Origin of the sequence: Cohnella sp. CFH 77786, assembly GCF_019400745.1 — a bacterium.
Classification (GTDB): domain Bacteria; phylum Bacillota; class Bacilli; order Paenibacillales; family Paenibacillaceae; genus Cohnella.
The window spans coordinates 14,495-34,102 of sequence record NZ_WJIB01000013.1; the positions used below are offsets into that span (position 1 = coordinate 14,495).

General features: G+C 57.7%; 15 protein-coding genes. 1 reads left to right on the plus strand and 14 read right to left on the minus strand.

Going from position 1 to position 19,608, the window contains the following annotated elements; genetic code table 11:
* Nucleotides 1–22 precede the first annotated feature (22 nt).
* The 6 genes from GE107_RS18670 to GE107_RS18695 all read right to left on the minus strand — a co-directional run bounded on the left by GE107_RS18670 (nt 23) and on the right by GE107_RS18695 (nt 8,328).
* A complete protein-coding gene (locus GE107_RS18670) occupies nt 23–964 on the minus strand; it encodes a DUF58 domain-containing protein (RefSeq protein ID WP_219641521.1) in 942 nt (313 codons plus the stop codon).
* Nucleotides 961–1,950, minus strand: a complete 990-nt coding sequence (locus tag GE107_RS18675) for an AAA family ATPase (RefSeq protein WP_219641522.1) — start codon at nt 1,948–1,950, stop codon at nt 961–963. The genes GE107_RS18670 and GE107_RS18675 overlap by 4 nt, the downstream gene beginning before the upstream one ends.
* A 75-nt stretch (nt 1,951–2,025) precedes the next feature.
* Nucleotides 2,026–3,822, minus strand: coding sequence for a hypothetical protein (locus GE107_RS18680; protein ID WP_219641523.1), 1,797 nt, complete (start codon nt 3,820–3,822; stop codon nt 2,026–2,028).
* 173 nt (nt 3,823–3,995) lie between these two features.
* Entirely contained in the window at nt 3,996–4,916 is a 921-nt protein-coding gene (locus GE107_RS18685) for an ABC transporter permease (protein ID WP_255570628.1), read from the minus strand.
* Complete coding sequence (locus tag GE107_RS18690) at nt 4,913–5,845, minus strand: ABC transporter ATP-binding protein (RefSeq protein WP_219641650.1); 933 nt, start codon at nt 5,843–5,845, stop codon at nt 4,913–4,915. Before GE107_RS18690 ends, GE107_RS18685 begins: the two co-directional genes overlap by 4 nt.
* 71 nt (nt 5,846–5,916) lie before the next feature.
* Nucleotides 5,917–8,328: a DUF7408 domain-containing protein gene (locus GE107_RS18695; RefSeq protein WP_219641524.1), complete on the minus strand. Its 2,412-nt coding sequence runs from the start codon at nt 8,326–8,328 to the stop codon at nt 5,917–5,919.
* A 484-nt stretch (nt 8,329–8,812) separates the two neighbouring features.
* Between GE107_RS18695 and GE107_RS18700 the strand changes: the two genes are divergently transcribed.
* On the plus strand, nt 8,813–9,820 hold the full coding sequence (locus GE107_RS18700; protein ID WP_219641525.1) for a ParB/RepB/Spo0J family partition protein: 1,008 nt from the start codon (nt 8,813–8,815) through the stop codon (nt 9,818–9,820).
* Between the two features lie 248 nt (nt 9,821–10,068).
* Here the strand turns inward: GE107_RS18700 and GE107_RS18705 are convergent, their stop codons facing one another.
* The 8 genes from GE107_RS18705 to GE107_RS18740 form a co-directional block, all read right to left on the minus strand.
* A complete protein-coding gene (locus GE107_RS18705; RefSeq protein WP_255570629.1) occupies nt 10,069–11,505 on the minus strand; it encodes an NAD-dependent malic enzyme in 1,437 nt (478 codons plus the stop codon).
* 27 nt (nt 11,506–11,532) lie between these two features.
* Nucleotides 11,533–12,240: a response regulator gene (locus tag GE107_RS18710; RefSeq protein ID WP_219641526.1), complete on the minus strand. Its 708-nt coding sequence runs from the start codon at nt 12,238–12,240 to the stop codon at nt 11,533–11,535.
* Entirely contained in the window at nt 12,237–13,838 is a 1,602-nt protein-coding gene (locus GE107_RS18715) for a sensor histidine kinase (RefSeq protein WP_219641652.1), read from the minus strand. The genes GE107_RS18710 and GE107_RS18715 overlap by 4 nt, the downstream gene beginning before the upstream one ends.
* A gap of 89 nt (nt 13,839–13,927) precedes the next feature.
* A complete protein-coding gene (locus tag GE107_RS18720) occupies nt 13,928–15,454 on the minus strand; it encodes a tripartite tricarboxylate transporter permease (RefSeq protein ID WP_219641527.1) in 1,527 nt (508 codons plus the stop codon).
* 10 nt (nt 15,455–15,464) lie between these two features.
* Nucleotides 15,465–15,932, minus strand: a complete 468-nt coding sequence (locus GE107_RS18725; RefSeq protein ID WP_219641528.1) for a tripartite tricarboxylate transporter TctB family protein — start codon at nt 15,930–15,932, stop codon at nt 15,465–15,467.
* A gap of 65 nt (nt 15,933–15,997) precedes the next feature.
* Nucleotides 15,998–17,074, minus strand: coding sequence for a Bug family tripartite tricarboxylate transporter substrate binding protein (locus GE107_RS18730; RefSeq protein ID WP_219641529.1), 1,077 nt, complete (start codon nt 17,072–17,074; stop codon nt 15,998–16,000).
* Between the two features lie 157 nt (nt 17,075–17,231).
* On the minus strand, nt 17,232–17,939 hold the full coding sequence (locus tag GE107_RS18735) for a TerC family protein (protein WP_219641530.1): 708 nt from the start codon (nt 17,937–17,939) through the stop codon (nt 17,232–17,234).
* Between the two features lie 200 nt (nt 17,940–18,139).
* Nucleotides 18,140–19,423 (minus strand): stalk domain-containing protein, encoded by a 1,284-nt coding sequence (locus GE107_RS18740; protein ID WP_219641531.1) that lies wholly within the window; start codon nt 19,421–19,423, stop codon nt 18,140–18,142.
* Nucleotides 19,424–19,608: the final 185 nt, after the last annotated feature.

Sequence of the window (19,608 nt, forward strand, 5' to 3'; positions counted from 1 at the left end):
CGCACCTCCTTTCTTCCGGCGATTAGTTGTTCCGCATTCCTTCCCCGAGCAGGCACCGCCCGGCGGTGTCCATGACCGGCACGGATGTGTCCGCTAACGCGTAATCGAATCCCCGTTCGGCGCACAGCTTGCGAATCATCCCGGTATGATCTCTCAGAGCAGACTGGTAAGCCCGCATGACGTCCCGTCCGAAAGCGACTTCTATCGCCGCCCCCGTTTCCGTATCGATCAGCTTTCTCTCACCGGATAGATCAGGCGCCAGTTCCTCCGGACCCAATATTTGAATCAAAACGACATGCTGGCCGGAGGCCGCGAATCCGTTCAACACACGTTCCAGCCCTTGGGCGTACAAGCCGTCCGTAAACAACCAGGTTTGGCCCGGCGTGCGGGGATAGGCGCCCGGTGCGGAGAACGGTAGTCCGATATCGTCCGTCCCCTGAAGAACGGTCGGTTCGATAAACTTCTCCATATAATTGAAAAGTCGTAAAACCGCTCCTTTGCCCCGTGCGGGCGGGAACTCGGAAACGATCCGATCGGCGAAAGCCAACACGGAAACCCGATCTTCGCCCGCCAAAGCCGCGTATGCGACGCAAGCGGCCAGCCGCAAGGCATACGCAAGCTTGTTGGTGGATGGAATAATCCCCTCCCCGCCGTCTGGCGGCGCGTATCCAAAACGCATGGACTGCGAGCAATCGATGCAGAGCCGTACATTCATCTCCTGTTCGTCCCAGAATTGTCGGATAAACGCTTTACCGGTCCGGCCGTAGACATTCCAGTCCAGCCGCCGGATATCGTCACCGGGCGCATAGGGGCGGTAGTCGGCAAATTCGAGCGAGCTCCCGAGCAGGCGGGACCGGCGTTTGCCCTGCATCGTCCCCCTTACCCGCCCTTTGGCCGCAATCGTCATCCGTTCCAGCAGGTGAAGCTGAGAAGGATCGGAAAACAGCCAACCGGTCGCGTTCATCGGGCCGCCTCCGCGGCTTCCAGAACAGCGGCGATCACATCGTCCGTGCGGATGCCGGAAGCTTGCCCTTCGTAGCCGAGTACAAGGCGGTGGCGCAATGCCGGAAGCGCGACCTCCCGAATGTCCCGGCGGGAAACATGGAGGTTGCCCGCGAGGAGCGCCTTCACCTTGGCGACGGCGATAATCGCCTGAATGCCGCGGGGACCGGCGCCGAAACGAATGTAGCGACGCACCGCTTCAGGCGCGTCCGGTTCGGAGGGGTGGGTCAGCATGAGCACGCGGATCGCCCAATCGAGCACTTCGTCAGACACAAGCACTTCTTTCGCATAGGCCTGCAATTTCATCAGCATGGCGGCGTCCGCGACTTGGCCGGCTTGATTCGGCGCGGAGGATGTCGTTCGCCTGACGATTTCCCTCAGCTCTTCATGGGTCGGATAGGTAACCTGGATTTTCAACAGAAAACGGTCCAGTTGCGCTTCCGGCAGCGGGTACGTGCCCTCCTGTTCCACCGGGTTCTGGGTGGCAAGCACGAAGAAAGGCGACGGAAGCTTGTGCGTCTCCCCGCCGGCGGTCACGGTTCTCTCCTGCATCGCCTCAAGCAGGGCGCTCTGCGTCTTGGGCGTCGCCCGGTTGATCTCGTCGGCCAGCACCAGGTTGCCGAAGATCGGTCCAGCCTGAAAACGGTAGGAGGTCTGCCCCTGAGAGCCGAATTCGACGAGCTGGGTGCCCGTAATGTCGGAAGGCATCAGGTCGGGCGTGAACTGAATACGCGAGAAACGCAGATCCAGCGCGTCGGCCACCGTGCGAACCAGCATCGTTTTGCCGAGACCCGGAATCCCTTCGAGCAGCGCGTGCCCGCCGGCAATGACGCACCACAACAGCTGCTCGACCACTTCCCGCTGACCGACGATGACGGTCTCGACCTCGCGCCGCAGCGTTTCGAATTGCGAAACGGCTTCCTCGATTTGCGCTTTCGTTTCGATCATGGCTTCCCTCCTCCGGCGAATGCCGGAACATCTAACTGAGTTTGCTTTGATATACATGAACTCGATTACCCTGGACTACCTGTTCGGCTGGATTTCGTCGAAATAATCGCGAACCATCTGCTGCATGGATGGCGGGAGCGGACTGCGGTTCAAGGATTGACGGGCTTCGGAAGCGTAGGATGCGTACACTTCCTCGTAGGACATAGCCCCGCCGTCCAGGACGGGGGAGCGGCCGCCTTCAGACGTCTTGCCGCCACTCGAAGGTCCGCCGTCATTCTCCACACTGCCGGATCCTTGAAGCGAGCGTGGCGTCGTGACCAGCGTGCGGCTGCCGGTGCCGAAGCCTCCGGCAAGTCCTCCTCTGCCGCCGCCGCTTCCGGAGCCGCTGCCCTGCCCGGACCCTGAGCCGGAACCTGAACCGGAGCCCGATCCAGAACCTGATCCAGAACCTGATCCAGATCCAGATCCAGATCCAGATCCAGATCCAGATCCCGCGCTGCTGCCGCTGCCTTGCCCGTCCCCCTGGCCACTACCCGAGCCTTGACCCGGCGATTGGCCCGAGCCTCCGCGCCCTTGCCCTGAACCCGACTCGCCTGAGGCCCCTTGGCCGTCCACTGGACCGACGCCTTCAGCCCCGGCATCGCTCCAGCCCTCCGTCCCGCTCTGCGATCCGGCCCAACCGGAGAGCGAGCCGCTGTCGCCGCTCTGCCCGGTCAGCCCAGCCAGGGCGGCTGCGCCTTGCCCGATCTGGGAGGCCATTTGGCGCGCTAACGCTTCAAGCTGCTCTGCGGACAGCCCGGCAGCAAGCGATTTCTCCAAGACGTCTAATGAATCGCCTCCGCTCCCCTTGCCGTCTCCCCCGTTTTCCAATTGCTCGGCCGCTTCTTCGAGCGCTTTCTTCCATTCTTCTGACTTCCCTCTGCCTTCCTTTTCGGCTTCCGGGAGCTTCCCTGCGAATTCTCGCAGCTTTTCGGCCAACGCTTTCTTCTCTTCCGGCGACATCTTCGCGACCTTGCTGCGCAGTAAGTCCATCGCCGTCTCCATGTCATTGCGGTCTTGGCGCTCTAAAGCCTGACCCACGGCCAGGAGATTCGGCGACGTCTGCATATTCCGGGCGAGCTCGCTCAGTTCCTCTTGCTGCTTGCGGAGATCGCCGGCGAAGCGCTCCAACTCTTGCTTGGCCGCTTCAAGCTCTTGGAGAGAATCCTGCGAAAGCTCCGAATTGTCCCATTGCTTTCGAAGCGCATCCAACGTCTCGCTCAGCTTTTTACGGTCCGCCGGGTCCAATCCGTTCTGCTGAGCGATTTTCTCCATTTCGTCAACCGCTTCAGCCAGTTTATCCAGTTCCCGGACAGCGGCTGCCTTCGCTGCGATCCGTTCCTCCGTCGGATTCGGCACGAGCAAGAGCACGATCATGCCGATCCATAGTACGGTCAGCGCCACTCCGAAGCGAACGACCGTCCGTCTTCCGGGTCCCGGCATAAACTCCTTCAACCGCTCGACATAACGATCGGCCGCTTCTTCGGCCGCTTCCCGTTGCATCCGCGCAATTGGAAGCTCGCTGCCGAGCTGGCCAAGCGCCGTCGTCAACGCGTCCGCGGTCGCCGCGCGGTCCATGGCTTGCGCAGCATCACGAAGGGTAAACCGCCTGCGCCAACCGAGCAGCATCCCCGTAGCAGTGCCGAGAATGACGAGTCCCGGCGCGATCCATTGCGTCTGCGGGATGGGAATGAAGCGGCAAGCCGCCAGAAGAAGCAGAGCCATACCGCTGCCCGCAAGTGCGCCCATCGCCGACATACGCAATGAACGCAATGACTGCATTCTCGCCCGCACCGGACGAAGCATCGCCTCCAGCCGGCTCTTCCCGCTCATTTCTCCATCCCCTTTCGCTCACGAATTTCGACCCGAGCCGGAAACTGCGTCCACGGCAGTCACCGTGTCGGTGAACTTGGCCGCAGTCCGTTAATTAATGATATTAAACGAATCAATTTTTATACGAAATGACCGTCGACAGCTGCGACGACTACGTTCATTCCACGCACGACTCAGCCGCTTTTCTTCCGCTTCAACCTCGGTCGAATGCTCCGGACGCTGACAACGACGGCGACGACGGTGAGCACGCTATATACGATGAGGAACTCCTGCCACAGCTGAATCGGCGGATTCAAAGAGCCTTGACTGCCGGCCACCGCATACGTACGGAACGCAAAACGCGAAATACTCGGATCGAAAATGCTGTAAAGAGCGGCCGCGGGATTCAGCCCGAGCAGATGTCCGATCCAGCCGTAATCCGCATTCATTCCCCGATATGCGTTCTGCATCACGGATTGCAAGATGAAATACAAGAATGCCGTGCCCCCGAACGCGAACAAAGTGACGCCATACGATACGATGACGGAAATCATCGTCCGCTTGAACAGCGTGGAGAACAGAATGCCGAACGCTCCGAGCGCCAGCATGACGAACAGGTAAAACAAGAATACCATCGCGAGCTGCGAGGGCGAGATGCCGCCGTACAGGAATACGATGCTGTACACCGGCATCGTGGCCACAACGATCAGCACCATGAAGGCGAGCGAGGCTAGCAGCTTGCTCAGGATGATGCTCGACGAGGATTGCTGCGTCGTGAGCAGCAAATTGAGCGTCTGCCGCTCCCGCTCTCCGCTCACGATACCGGCTGTTAGCCCGGGAGCCATGAATGCGATAAGGCCGAGCTGCGCCAGACTGATGAAAATGAACATCGTGCGGCTCGAGTCCGGGTTGAATACGTTCGGGTTGTTGTTCATGTGCGTGACGTACAGGAATCCGAGCGCGCCGATCCCGATGGCCAGTAAATAGAAGAACAGCGCCCACATGGAGCGGACCGTCCGCATTCGGAGCGTAATTTCTTTGCCCAGCACCGGGTTGATGAGCACCTTGCGCCAATCGATACCCGCCTCGCGGCCTACCGACGTCTTTCCGCTCATGCTTCCGCCTCGCTTCCCTTCGTAATCTCGAGAAACACGTCTTCCAGGTTCGTCTGCGCCTCGCTGAACGAGATCAAACGGATGCCGTGCGCGATCATGCCGTGCAGCAGCTCCGATTGTTCCACGTCCTGGCCGCCGAAATGGATGTGTAGGCCCTTGTCGTCGCGCATAATCCGGTTCACGAAAGGCTGGTCCCGCAAATAGTCTTCCGCTTCCGCGTCTTGCCCGGCCGTGCGTATGAGCAAAATCCGCTTGACCCGCAGCCGGCTCTGAATTTCCGCCACGTTGCCGTGCGCCACCAGCCGCCCGTGTTCGATGACGCCGATTTCGTCCACCATTTCCGCCAGCTCCGGCAGAATGTGCGAGGAGATAATGATCGTTTTGCCCATCTCCTTCAGCTCTTTCAGAATCTCCCTCATTTCGATGCGGGCGCGCGGATCAAGTCCCGACGCGGGTTCGTCGAGAATGAGCAGCTGCGGATCGTGCACGAGGCAGCGGGCGAGACATAGCCGCTGCTTCATCCCCCGGGAGAGCGTATCCACGTAGGCGTCTTTCTTGTCGCTTAAGTTCACGAGCTCAAGCAACTGCGGAATAAGCTTGTTTCGCTCCGCTTTCGGGATCCCGTAGCTGGCGCCGTAGAAATGCAAATATTCCGTTGCCTTGAACCGGTCGTATACGCCGAAGAAATCGGGCATGTAGCCGATGCGTTTTCGCACTTCTTTCGGGTTCTCGGTCACGTCGATCCCGTCCACTCTGGCGATGCCGGAAGTCGGGGCCAGCAGCGTGGCGAGAATCGACATCGTCGTCGACTTGCCTGCGCCGTTCGGTCCGACGAAGCCGAACACAGTACCGCGTCGGATGGTCATGTCGATCGATTTCAAGGCGTGAAAGCTGCCGAATTGCTTGGATAAGCCCTGGATTTCGATCATCGGCGTCTCTGCATTCGCGGATGATCCTTGTCCCGTCAGCTCCTCGCTGGATCCTTCGATAACCGGCGTTGTCATGAGCCGCCCCCCTTCCTTTCCAATCCGATCGCGGGCAGCGCGTACCCGACCTCGCTTTTCGCTTCCAGCTTCATGCGCACCGCATGCTCTTCCGTCACATAGGACGCCGCTCCCTCGGCAGGACTTACCTCCAAGGTCGAACCATTCAGCACTTCCCACTTGCCTGTCTTCGCGTTCCAGATGGACAGTTCCAGTAACGAGCCCGATACGATTTCTGAGGGATAGATCGTCAGCTTATCGTAAGCCGCATCCGATTCATGGGCCGCCATTACCGGCAATTGATACTCGAATTCCATGCTTCCTCGGGACAGGTTCATCCGGTTCGAAGGATACTCGTAAGCGACGGAAGGCATATCCTGCTTCGTAATGAAAGGCTGGATTGTGCCGGGCAGAATATCGCCGTCGCCGCTCAGCTCGCCTAAATCGAACGGCTGCACCCACAGCGTCAAGTTGTCGGATTTCGCATGCTTACCGTCGACGGTGAACCAGCTTTCCTCGTCTTTGCTGAAGCCGACGATGACGGGCTTCGTCACGAATTTGTTCGAGTTGTTTCCGTTCATATAGCTGTTCAGCAGCCCGCGCTCGCGTGCATAAGGATCGTTCGGGCCAGAAGCATGCGAGAACACAAGCCCGCCGTAATCATACCAGCCCGCGTTCTGGTTGTTCATCAGCGTGAGCGGCACGGTGACGCGCGCTGCCTCTCCTTTTTTCAGGTTCCCGACCGTGTAGGCCTTTCCGCCTCCCAGTACCCTGACGCTCTCCAAATCGGCTTCCGTGTCGTTGCGGATCTCCAGTTCGGCAGAACCTTGCGCGATGGATTGAACGGCAACCGTATACTTGCCGAAACCGGCTGCCGACTCATATTGCGTCCAAGCTTTGCGGACGGACCAATAGGGAACTTCATACCATTCCGCTTCCGCCCCTTCCGCGGACCATTTGGCAGCCTGGAACGTCTCGTTCATTTTCACGTTGCCGGTGCCCCCATGGTTGTCGGGAAAGGGCATGACGGTGACTCCGGGTTCGAACGTCGCTTTGACGCTCCCCCCTTTCGGCACGAAAACGCCGCTCATCGCGGAGCGGACCGCGTCCCCTCCGCCGGACAGCTCGACCATGCGCAGGCTGTGCGCCAGCGTCTGATTTTTGCCCGACGCTCCGACGTTGAAAATCACGACGCTGCTCACAATGGAGACAATGGGAATGATCCACCACGCCCATTCCCTGCGATCGAAAGCCCGCAACACGAGGAACAGCACAGGCGCCACGACGAAAATGTAGACGACGAAAAACGTAAACAGCGTCCCGAAAGACGGCTGTTTAATCGAAGGAAACTGATTGATCGCGTTGTCCAGCTCCCAGAAGTTGCTGTTGCCGAACGGCGCGCCGCCTCGCACGCCTAATTGCTGTTTGAGCAGCGAGGAGGACAAGATCCGCGACCACAGCGCGGGGCTTCCCGGCCAATCGGCGAACGGCTGCAGCGACGGATCGAAGGCCGCATAGACGACCCGTCCGCCGCCATAATTGCGCTCGGCGGCAAGGATTTGGCCGCCATCCGCAAGAAGGACGGTGCCCGCTTGCAGCTTTCCGGTTGAGACTGTAACAGGGGCCTTCTCCGCGAACGGCTTCTTGTCTCCCCACTGGACGAGCTTGTCCGTCGATTTCAGTTCGGCCGTTCCGCCCGCAACGACGGGCACAAGATCGGCGAACGCTTCCGCAGTCTTGCCGTAACCGGCTCCGCCGGCGACGACGAGCGTGCCGCCTTGCTGCACCCAGCCGCGGACGGCCGCGATCCGCTCCTTGCTCCAATTACCGGTCGCCGTATCGTTAAGCACAAGGAAATCGAGCCCTTCGAGCTGGAGGGCTTTGTCCGGCATCTGGTCATCCGCTATCGGGACGACATTCAGCCGGTATCCTTGCCCGTTCAACAGCGGCATGAAATTCATCGTATCCGGATCGCGCGCGACGACGCCGATCAACGTATCGCTTCGCAGGGATATCATCTCGAGGTACGGCTTTCCATCCGTAATCGGAACAGCTTTACCCGATCCTTGCGTATCCACGAATTCGACCCGGTTGTTGTCCTTGGTAAACGGAATACCCGGAACCGACATCTCGATCACGACCGGCGTTCCGGGCGGAAGCTCCGCTTCCGAGGTGTACTGCTGATTATAGCCGCCGTTCGGCTGAACCATAGTGAATCGCAGCTCGCCCTTCAAGCTTGCGTCCGTTCCGTTCGTCACGGTAAAGCGCAACCGCGTCCACGCGTTATCTTTCGCCACGCCTCCAAAGCCGATCTCCGCCCGGAAACCGATCCCCTTCTCCGGTGCGGCGAACGCTTGAGCAGGAAATCCCGCCGCCGCCCAGCCGGCGATCAGCGAGAAAGCCATCCATAAAGCGAAAAACGGGTTCATTGCCCCTATCGACTTCCGACAAAACACGACTGCAGCTCCTCTCTCACTCCATCATTCTCATTTCAGTCTACAAGAAGGAACGTGGGAATTGTTTAAAAGTTTCTTAAGTTTGTCTTGAAAGGGGCTGTCATTGCTGAATGACGCTTCGAGGCGCCGCTGACGGAAGACATATTGCCGAAGTCCCCCGTTTATCCTATTGACGGTTTTCCGTTTGTTAAGGTTACAAGACCGCACATGCCATGGTACGTCGAGAGATTCATCAACGATAAGCTGCCGTACGTATCGCCCTCCTCCCTGCTCGAATCGGTGCGGGGATACGATATTTTCTTGTCCTCTTATCTATCCGTTCATAAGCATCAGCCACTAGAATCGCTGCTCTTCTGCCATCCTGTATATGAGAATGTATTGACGCCCGCGAAGCAAAATGGTTAGCTAAAACAGGCGGACTTGATCCCGATCCCTTATGGACGTTAGGAGAATCCACATGGAAATGATCGAACTTCCCCTGGACTTGATCGACGAAGATACCGATCAGCCCCGTTATCAGTTCGACGACGAAGCGATCCTAGAACTGATGAACAGCATCGCCGAGCTCGGCTTGTTGTCCCCCATCAAGGTACGGACCTTGGAGAACGGCCGCTACAAAATCATTTACGGCAACCGCCGCTACAAAGCCTCGAAAAACCTTGGCCGCGCCACCATTCCTTGCATCGTCTCCAACGTGACGGACGAGCTGGAAATTTATTTGGAGCAGATCGCGGAAAATTTGACCCGGGAAGGCTTCTCGCCGATCGAAGAGGCGGAGGCGTTCCACAAGCTGATGAACGATCCGCGTTTCACCAGCTCCGTCAAATATCTCTCCAGCAAACTCGGCAAGCCGGAAGCCTACATCAAGAACAAGCTGGAGCTTCTCAAATTTGACAATAAAGTCAAGAAGCTGATCGTAAGCGGCACCGATATCCGCAAAGACAAGCTGACCGAAGACCAGCTGCTCCCCTTGAAAGACCTTCCGATCGAACACCGCGATTCTCTGGCACTAATCGTGGCCCGGGACGAGATGCCCGTCAGCGACGTCAAGAAGATCGCCAAGCTGTTCAAGGACAAGGATATATCGGCCTCCACGAAGGACAAGCTTCTCTACAAGAGCGGACACGAGCTTCTCGCCACTTGGTCGACGTACGAAATGAACCGCGCCGAACGGGCCAAACGCGCGGAGCCGAAGGAGGCGCCCGAGGAGAAGCCGAAGGCGGCGAAACCGGTTGGCGAGCCGGCCGCACCCAAGGCGCCAATGCTCGAAACCAAGCTGAAGAAGCTGCTTGACTCCCTTCCCAACGATGATTTCTTTCCTCCCGAAGCTCTGGAGGAAATCCTTCAGAAGCTGGACGTCGACAGCCGCGAACACTTCCTTAATGACATTAATAATGGTGTCGAACGTTTAGAGAAGCAACTGTCTGTTTGGCGAAAAGTTAAGGACATGGTGTCGAATCATTAACGGGATGAATTATTGTTGTCGTTATATGAAAATCTATGCCATTATCCCCTTCGCTCAGAATTGTCGATGTCCGTCGTATTCAGCAGGTGCCATTATCCCCTTGCCTCAGATCGTGAAAGGTGCCTAAACGAAAAACAACGTACCATTATCCCCTCGCTTCAGAAACCGGAACGTTCTGAGCGAATGGGATAATGGTACGTTTTGCGAGAAAGACAAAGGTGCTTTAAAAACCGGAGCCGCCGCAAATCTTACCGATACTCCCGCGGAATCCGCCTGGCAACACCAGTGCGGATCGCCGCCTCCACCACGCGGGCGCGCATCTCCTTGACGACTTCCTGATTGAATGCGCTCGGGATGATATAGAGCTTGTTGCGCTCGTCGTCCCGGATCACGGAAGCGATCGCCTCGGCGGCGGCCAGCTTCATCTCTTCGTTGATTTCGCTCGCCCTGCAATCCAAGGCGCCGCGGAAAATGCCCGGGAAGCACAGCACGTTGTTGATCTGGTTCGGATAGTCGGAGCGGCCGGTGGCGATGACGCCGACGATGTCCTCCACCTCTTCCGGCGTAATCTCCGGCGTCGGGTTCGCCATCGCGAAGACGATCGGATCTCGGGACATGGACAGCACATGCTCCCGTTTCAGGATGCCCCCGGCGGACAAGCCGATGAACACGTCCGCCCCTTCGACCGCTTCGCTCAACCCGCCGCTGAGCCGCCGCGGATTCGAATTTTCCGCGTACCACTGCCACATCGGATTGCCGTACGTTCGATCCGCCGTCAGGATCCCTTCCCGGTCGACTCCGATGATCTCCCCGACTCCCGCGGCCATGAGAATTTTGCTGCAAGCGACGCCCGCCGCGCCGATGCCGCACACGACCGCCCTCACGTTGCCGATCTCTTTGCCGACGACCTTAAGCGCGCTGATCAGACCGGCGTAGAGCACGACAGCCGTCCCGTGTTGGTCGTCATGGAAGACGGGGATGTCGAGCTCCTCCCGCAGCCGCCTTTCGATTTCGAAGCAGCGCGGCGAGGAGATGTCCTCCAGGTTGATCCCGCCGAATGCAGGCGCGATTGCTTTGACGTGGGCGATGATTTCCTCCGTGTCCTGAGTTTCGAGACAGATCGGGAACGCATCCACCCCCGCGAATTGCTTGAACAGCATCGCTTTGCCTTCCATGACCGGCATGGCCGCATACGGACCGATGTTGCCCAATCCCAGCACCGCGCTGCCATCTGAGACGACGGCGACGGTATTCCGCTTGATCGTCAAGGTGAATGCTTTTTTCGGATCATCATGGATCGCCATGCAGACGCGCGCGACGTCCGGTGTGTACACCCTCGACAGGTCGTCGCGGTTATGGATCGGCGTTTTGGGCGAGATTTCGATTTTACCGCCGAGATGAAGCAAGAAGGTTCGGTCCGATACGTTGACGACCCGGATTCCCTCAAGCTGCTTCAAATCCTCGATGATTCGGTTCATTTGCTCGTTGTCGGCGACCATGACGGTCAAGTCTCGGATCGTCATGTCGCGGCTCGTCTGGATCACGTCGATGGCGACGATGTCTCCGCCGCTCACGGCGACCGCACTGGCCACTTGGCCGAAATGAATCTGATCCGTTTTGATCTCCAGACGGATGATGATGCTTTTGCCTCCGGACATTCCGCTTCCGCTTCTTATAGGACTCATAGGTTCGGCAACCTCCCGCAGCTTCTTTTATGGATTGATGCGATAAGCCCTCTCCGGACGGCCCACCGTCCCATAGGACAGATCGGCCTTCAGGCGGCCTTCCGAGACTAAGTACTCCAGATAACGGCGGGCGGTCGACCGGCTGGCGCCGATTTCCTTGGCCACGTTCTCCGCGGTCAGCCCGTCTTGCTCCTTCATGATGACCGAGACGATTTTCTCCAGCGTCAGCTTGTCGATTCCGGTCGGCATGTAAGATGTTTCCTTGCGGTCTTCTCCCCTCAGCAGCCGGTCGATTTGCTCTTGGTTGATCTGCTTGCCTTCGGCTCGAAGCTGTGCGAGCCGGATACGATACGACCGGTATTTCAGCAGCGTTTCCTGCAAACGCTGGTACACCAGCGGCTTGACCAGGTAGTCGAAAGCACCGCCTTTAACGGCCTCTCTCACCGCCTCGATTTCTTTGGCCGCGGTGATCATGATCACGTCTGTCTCGCCATGATGCCGATGAATGTATGTTAACAGCTCCAGGCCGTTGATGTCGGGGATATAGAGATCGAGCAGAACGAGATCGACGGTGAGGATTTCCAACAATTCCTTGGCCTGCGCGCCGTCCGTCGCGATGCCGACGATATCGAAGCCGCCGGCTTTCTCGACGAACCGCCGGTTGATCTCCGCGATTTTGACATCGTCCTCGATGATCAGCACCTTGTATACTTCGGCATCCGGTTTCCGGTTCATGTCTGATCGCTCCTTGGTTCCCGGTTTTGGCACTTCGGCAGGGCGACCGTGAAGACGGTTCCTCCCTCCTCGTTCCGAGTAAAGATGATGCTGCCCCCCAGTATAGACACCGCTCTCCGAACGAGGAACAAACCGAATCCGCGCTGCTCCTCCCCTTTGGTCGAAAACCCTTGCTCGAAGATTCGATCCCGGTATTCGTCGGGAATGCCGGGCCCATTGTCTTCGCATTCGATAATCAAATCATTGCCCAAATCCATGAAAAACACTTTCACCTGCTTGACCGCTTGAGTCTGAACCGCCTCTATGGCGTTATCGACCAAGTTGCCGATGATCGTCATGAGGAGGTCGCGGTCCACATCCGCGGGCACGTCCCGGAAGCTGCTTTCCCGGTCGATTTCGAAGTCCACTTTGAGCTCTTGGGCCAAATTGTACTTGCCGATCAGCAAACCGCCGATCATCGGGTCGGGAATTTCCTTCATGATGAATTGGATCAGGTTCTGATGAATATCGGACTGCCGCGTGATCATGTCGATCGCTTCCTGGTAAGATTCCAGCTGGATCAGCCCGGAAATCGCGTACAGCTTGTTCGAAAACTCGTGCGTTTGCGCGCGCAGCGCTTCCGCGTATTCCTTGACGCGGGACAACTCTTTGCCGAGCCTGTAGATTTCGGACTTGCTTCGGAAGCTCGCGACCGCGCCGATCGCTTGCCGCTGCGGGTTATAGACGGGGATCCGGTTTGCGATAATTTCCTGGTCCCCGATCCACATCTGCCGGTCGAATTCCGACTGGCCGCTTCGCATGACCTCGAGCAGCCGCGATTCCGGCAGCACGTCCAGAATATGCCGGCCTATCACCTCGATGCCGCCGGGAAGTTGAAGGATTTTGCCTGCTGCCTGGTTGATCATGGTGATGGCGCCTTGACGGTTGATCGCGATAATCCCTTCCCGGATCGATTCGAGAATGGCCTGCTTCTCGACGTACAAGGCGGCGATCTCGTCAGGCTCCAGACCGAGAATCGCCCGTTTCACCATGCGCGCGATGAGGATGGCCCCGCCCGTCCCGAGCAGCAGCGAGCAGGCGGTAATGAGAATAATCCGTTCGTTGTATTCGTCCTTAACGTCATCGATCTTTTCCATCAGGAAACCGACTGATACGACTCCGATCACCTGACCGTTCTTACCGAAAATCGGGGCTTTGCCCCGCAACGCCGGGCCAAGCGAACCGACCGCCTTGGAGATAATCGCTTTGCCATCCAGCACGGGACCGTTATCTCCGCCCACCATTTCCTTGCCGATCCGGTCGGGAATCGGATGCGAATAGCGGATGCCCTCCCGGTTGCCGACCACGACATACTCGGCTCCCGTTTTGGCGCGGATTTCCTCCGCGATCGGTTGGATCACGCGCGACGGCTCCTTGTCGTCAAACGCGTCGCGCACGGCCGGAATCGAAGCCACGGTCTGCGCCACCCGCAGCGCGCGCTCCCCGATCTGCTCCTCTATGGATGAAGTGAGCATGTGCGTGAACAACTGCCCCATCAGCAGGATCGTCACGAAAAGCAGCGTGCAGATGAATAAAATCATTTTATAAGGCAGACGCAAACGCGGTATTTTCATGGACGACTCTCCAAGGCGGATTTTACACCTGTTGCCTTCCCATCGCTATAAGGTTGTTCGATATGGCCTCGGCATTATCCTTCTTCGTTGACCAGCACCTTTTTGCCTCTTCTTTTCATCAGGATCGGAACGACGAGCCAGAGAACGGCGGCAACCAGGAATACGGCGGAGATCGGTTTCTGCAGGAAAATGGCGTAATCACCGTTCGAAATCGTAAGCGCCCGGCGCATGTTGTTCTCGATCATCGGTCCGAGCACAAGCCCGAGCACGAGCGGGGCCAGCGGGAAATCGTTTCTCGCGAGAAAATAGCCGGCCACGCCGCATGCCATAAGGAGCATCAAATCGAACGTCGTGTATTGCACCGCGTAAACGCCGAATACGGAAATCGCGACAATTAACGGAATTAAATACTTCGGCGGCGTTTCAATGATTTTCGCGAAAATTTTGACGAGCGGCATGTTGAGGATGAGCAGCATCAGGTTGCCGAGGAACATGCTAGCGATCAAGCCCCAGGCGACTTGCGGATGTTCTTCGAACAACAGCGGACCCGGCTGCACGTTGTACATGATGAGCGCGCCCATCAGAATCGCCGTCGTTCCCGAACCGGGAATGCCGAGCGTCAGCATCGGGATCATCGCGCCGCCGGCCGCCGCGTTGTTCGCGGATTCGGGCGCCGCAACGCCTTCGATTGTGCCTTGGCCGAACTTCTCCGGATGTTTGCTGAACTTCTTCTCCATGATATAGGAGAAGAATGAGGCCATCGTCGCACCAGCCCCCGGCAGGATTCCGATGAAGAATCCGAGCAGCGAACCGCGGGTGATCGGGCCGGCACTGTCCTTCAAGTCCTGCTTCGTGGGCATGATTCGCGTGATTTTGGCCAGTTGGCCGTCATTCGACTCCCTCTCCAAGATCGTCTTGATGACTTCGCCCAGCGCGAAGAGACCGACGGCGATCGTCAGAAACTCAAGGCCGGAATAAAGCACCGGGATATCGTACGTAAACCTGGCCACGCCGGAAACGCTATCGATCCCGATCGTCGCCAGCAGAAGGCCGAACACCGTCATGATGAGCGCCTTGGTTATCGATTTGCCGGCCAACCCGCTGACGGCTGCGAGCCCAAGAATCATCAGCGAGAAATACTCCGCGGGACCGAACTTGATGGCGATCTCCGACAGCGGTCCGGCCAGGAAAATCAAGCCGACGAGCGCGACCACGCCGGCTGCGAACGAACCGATGGCGGAAATCGCCAGCGCCGTACCGGCGCGCCCTTTGCGGGCCATTTGATAGCCGTCCAGCGTCGTGACCACGGAGGAGGATTCGCCCGGCGTGTTGAGCAGGATGGACGTCGTGGAGCCGCCGTACATCGCACCGTAGTACACACCTGCAAGAAGAATGATCGAGCTGATCGCCGCTTGCTCGGGCGATAACCCGCCCGTCATCGAGGCGGTGACTGGAATGAGAAGAGCGACGCCGCTCATGGGGCCGATGCCCGGAAGCACTCCGACGGCCGTTCCGATCAGAACCCCGATGAACGCAAACAAGAGATTATGCCATTGGAGGGCGACGGCGAAGCCGTGGCCTAAATAGTCGAGTGTGCTCATGGGGACCTCCTCAGGATAGACCCAGCCAGGATGGGAAACCCGGCAGGGTTCCCTTTAGAATCTCGACAAACAGATAGTACAACCCGTAGGAGAAAATGGCGGCGATCAACGCAGACACCCATATTTTCCCCCGATTCATGGTCTGGAACCCGATCAGAAGGAAAACGAATGTCGAGATCACGTAACCGATGTCCTCCATGAAATAGGCGTACAGCACAGCGGAGCCGAAGATGATGAAGAACCTTTTGTAGTCGAGTTTTTCTTTTTCTTTGCCGGGTTTGCTTTTGGCATACCGGAATGTTTCGTAAAACAGCCGAATGCTCAGAAGGACGAGAATGATGCCGAGATAAAACGGGAAAATGTCGGAGCCTACATTGCTTCCATAGGCGCTGGTCGTGATCTTCCGGCTCTCGATGACAAAAAGCGTGCCGATCGCAAGGAAAGCGACGGCCCCGTAACGGTCAAACGTTCTGTTCAAACCAAGCCACTCCCTTTTTCGGAAGCACGGGAGAAGAGCGGACTCTTCTCCCGTGCACCCTTTATTTATTTCGCCATGCCGAGGGCTGTCAGCGTATCCTTGACCAACTTCTCTTGGTCGCCGAGGTATGCCGTGAAATCGGCCGCGTTCTTATAGCTGCCGGCCCAAGCGTTCGCAGCCAGCTCTTGCTTCCAAACGTCGTTCTCGGAGAGCGCTTTGAGCTTCTCTTCCCAGTACGCCTTCGCTTCCGCGCTCATGTCCTTCGGACCGAAGATGCCGCGCCAGATCAGGAATTCGGCGTCGACTCCCTGCTCTTTCATCGTCGGAACATCCTTGAAGTCGCCGCCCAAACGCTCCGGAGCGGAAACGGCCAGCACGCGGATTTTGCCTGCTTTGAGATACTCGCCCAGCGAGGAGATGTCCGTGCCGATCGCTTGGGCGTTCCCGCCGAGCAGCGCGGTGAGCGCTTCTCCACCGCCGTCATAGGACAAGTATTTCACTTTCTTCGGATCGATGCCGTACTTGTAAGCCGGAAGAATGGCGATGATGTGGTCCATGGATCCCGGCGCGGAACCGCCCGCGATCGTAATCTTCGACGGATCGGCTTTCAGATCGTCAAGCAACGATTTCAGGTCCTTGTACTTGGAATCGGCCGCAACGGCGATGGCGCCGAAGTCTTCCGTGAGTCCCGCCAGCGGAGTCACGTCTTTATAGCCGAACGGGCTGTTGCCTTCCTTCTTCAGGTTGTTGACGAGGATCGGAGGAGAGCTGACGAACAGCTTGTAGTCGTTGCCCGCGTCTTCATTGACGTATGAAGCGAGGAATACGACGCCGCCTCCGCCCGGTTTGTTCTCCACGGTGATCGGCTGGTCGACCAGCTTGGTCTCTCCCAGCACCTTGGCAATGGAACGTGCCGTCTTATCCCAGCCGCCGCCGGCACCGGACGGCGCGACGATCGTGAAAGGCTTCTCCGGCTTGTAGGCGGCCGCGTCAGCCGCGGACGCCGATGGGCTGGATGCGGAACCGGATGCCGCCGGACTGCTCTCTTCGCTTTTCTTCCCGCCGCTGCCGCACGCCGAAAGTGCCAACGCAAGTGCTCCCACAAGTGCAAATTTACCGCTTTTCACAATGAATCCGTTCATCGATCGAAACACTCCTTGGATGAGTATTGTCCCACATGTTCGCCATTTGAAAGCGCTGTATTTGTAGCGCTTTCAGAATATCAGGTATGGTCCGGATCGATAAAGCTTAGCGCCATTACTCCCATTTTCGTTATTTTCGTTATTTTGATCATTCTGTTCACGGTGTTTGCGCTTCCGTTCGTTCCACCACTTGAGCATCGGCCGCTTGCCGGCCTTTCCGGACGTTCTTGAACCAGCCGAATCCGATCACCAGCAGCGTTCCGCAGACCGGGACGGCCCAATGCAACCCATGAGCGGCAGGGTCGGCGTATCGCATGATCCTTTCTTCCTTGACGAGCATTTCGCCGGCCGTGTAACCGAGGACCCCTGCCCCGGCATAAATCAGCAGCGGGAACCGGGTCAGCAGTTTCATGACGAGGGAACTCCCCCAAACGATAAGCGGAATGCTGAGCGCGATGCCGATCGCGATCATCCAGTAATTGCCCGCCGCGACCGCGGCGATCGCCAGGACGTTATCCAAACTCATGACGAAATCGGCGAGCAGGATAACGCTGACCGCTCCGGCCAGGGACGTCGCTTCTTTCACGTTGCCGTGTCCCCCGTCGTCCGTCACCAGTTTGATCGCAATATAGAGCAGCAATACCGATCCGACAGCCTGGATATAAGGAATGTGAAGCAAATAAACGGCCGCGAACGTGAGCAGAATCCTGAGAACGACGGCGGCGCAGCTCCCCCACCACACCGCTTGCTTGCGCTGGCGTTCCGGCAGGCTCTTGCTCGCCATGGCGATCACGACCGCGTTGTCGCCGCTTAAGATGATGTTGATCAACAAGATTTCCAGTAGAATAAACAGTTGTTCCGTCAAAGTGTGCAGCTCCCTTGCGCAGAGGTATGAAACCGTTCTCATCCTATCACAAGTTCCGCGATCCGGCTGAATAACGAAATATACGATAATTAAAGCATTATGCGCATTTTGTTCATTTTTTCAGGTTCGCGGGTAAAAGAATAAACAGACCGGATTTCCGGTCTGTCGATGCAACGGATGGCTCCGCCCGCTTCGCGGTTTTATTTCGGAAGCTTGACGGCGGCCCGATGGATGGCATCCGTCATTTCCTTCCCATAGTACGAATAAAGTCCGATCCTCCAGAAAGCCGTTCCCTTGAGCGCGTACCGCTTGGCGAGTCCGAGCTTGCCGTCGATGGATTGCGGAGTTTCGCTCCACAGGTCGATGCCGAGCAGCAGCTTCTCCTTCGGGACGCCGGCTTTGAGAAGCGTGACGATCGCGGCGTTGACCCACGCATTCGGCTGCGGGACATGGTCCGGCGTTCCGGCGGGATGATACTCGTACGCCATCACGACAAGATCGTCCGCGATGCCGGCCAGCGTAGCGTAATCGTACGCTTTGTATGCCGAGTTCGGAGGAGGTACCGCCAAGGAAAGTTTGATTCCGCCCGAGTTTAAACGATCGGCAAGCAAGCGCACGTATTCGTTAAGCAGCTTCTTCTGCCGGTCGCGTGTCTCCGCCTTGAGTCCAAGCCCTTCGTAATCCAGCATCACCCCGGAGAACCCTTTCTCTTGAACCAACGCCACGATTTTATCGATCGACCTGTCGCGAAGCGAGGGATCGCTCAGCATTTTGGTGAGTTCGTCCTTCCCGTCCACGGCAAAAACCATCAGGTACGGTTCGATTCCCTGCGCGGAAGCGCCGCTCACGATCGATTCCGGCGTGGTCTCGCCGGCGGCCGGAGGCCAGTAGAAATCTTTGCCGCTCGTCGTCAGCTCTCCGTTCCCGTCCAACCGTGCCCAACCGAATGCAACCGAATTCATGTCCGCAATCCGATCGCGCTCCGGGAAAGAGCTAATCGCATAGAAGCCGCGTACATGCATCGCGCGGGCCGGAGAAACGATCGACACGGTACGCGACGCGGGTTCCCACCCTACCTTCGCGCCGAACTGCGTGCTAAAAAAGTTCAATGGAATGAGCGTAAATCCATTGATTGTATAGGGAGCGGCGGCCAGCTGGACGGATTGACCGTTCACGGTCGCTCGCGTCTTGCCGACGTTCAGAATGACGGTCTTCGATTGTCCGCCGACTTGAGCTTGCGCGGTGATTCTCTTGTCCGCGGCGTTCCACTTGATTGCGATCCCGAGCGCCTCGGCGATCGGACGGAACGGTACGAAGGTCAGATTGCTTCGGATTTGCGCTTGCGTGCCGTCGAACGTCATGGCTACGTCGTCCAGCAGCACGGTCACCGGTTTATCCGCCGCGACAGCGTCACCCTTGTTTACGGCCGTGAACGCCCCGCAAGCGATCAACGCGGCGGCGAACGTTTTTCCCCATTTGTTCATTCTCGGATTCTCCCATAAACATGTTCCTTATTTTAGTAGGAATTTAGTATATTAACCTTTGCTAGGGAAATCAAGCCGCTTCGAACGCTGAAAAACCGAGCTGCAAGACTCGGCCTTCATCCATGTTTACATAATTATCTTTATGTTGATTTAATCTTATTTTTCATCATGAAGTCACAAATCGG

Coding starts and splice junctions, on each gene's coding strand:
- GE107_RS18710 (WP_219641526.1), bottom strand. CDS start 12,240: ATGAACCGGAAACCGGATGCCGAAGTATACAAGGTGCTGATCATCGAG.
- GE107_RS18695 (WP_219641524.1), bottom strand. CDS start 8,328: ATGAACCCGTTTTTCGCTTTATGGATGGCTTTCTCGCTGATCGCCGGC.
- GE107_RS18675 (WP_219641522.1), bottom strand. CDS start 1,950: ATGATCGAAACGAAAGCGCAAATCGAGGAAGCCGTTTCGCAATTCGAA.
- GE107_RS18680 (WP_219641523.1), bottom strand. CDS start 3,822: ATGAGCGGGAAGAGCCGGCTGGAGGCGATGCTTCGTCCGGTGCGGGCG.
- GE107_RS18700 (WP_219641525.1), top strand. CDS start 8,813: ATGGAAATGATCGAACTTCCCCTGGACTTGATCGACGAAGATACCGAT.
- GE107_RS18720 (WP_219641527.1), bottom strand. CDS start 15,454: ATGAGCACACTCGACTATTTAGGCCACGGCTTCGCCGTCGCCCTCCAA.
- GE107_RS18740 (WP_219641531.1), bottom strand. CDS start 19,423: ATGAACAAATGGGGAAAAACGTTCGCCGCCGCGTTGATCGCTTGCGGG.
- GE107_RS18685 (WP_255570628.1), bottom strand. CDS start 4,916: ATGAGCGGAAAGACGTCGGTAGGCCGCGAGGCGGGTATCGATTGGCGC.
- GE107_RS18705 (WP_255570629.1), bottom strand. CDS start 11,505: ATGAGTCCTATAAGAAGCGGAAGCGGAATGTCCGGAGGCAAAAGCATC.
- GE107_RS18730 (WP_219641529.1), bottom strand. CDS start 17,074: ATGAACGGATTCATTGTGAAAAGCGGTAAATTTGCACTTGTGGGAGCA.
- GE107_RS18670 (WP_219641521.1), bottom strand. CDS start 964: ATGAACGCGACCGGTTGGCTGTTTTCCGATCCTTCTCAGCTTCACCTG.
- GE107_RS18690 (WP_219641650.1), bottom strand. CDS start 5,845: ATGATCGAAATCCAGGGCTTATCCAAGCAATTCGGCAGCTTTCACGCC.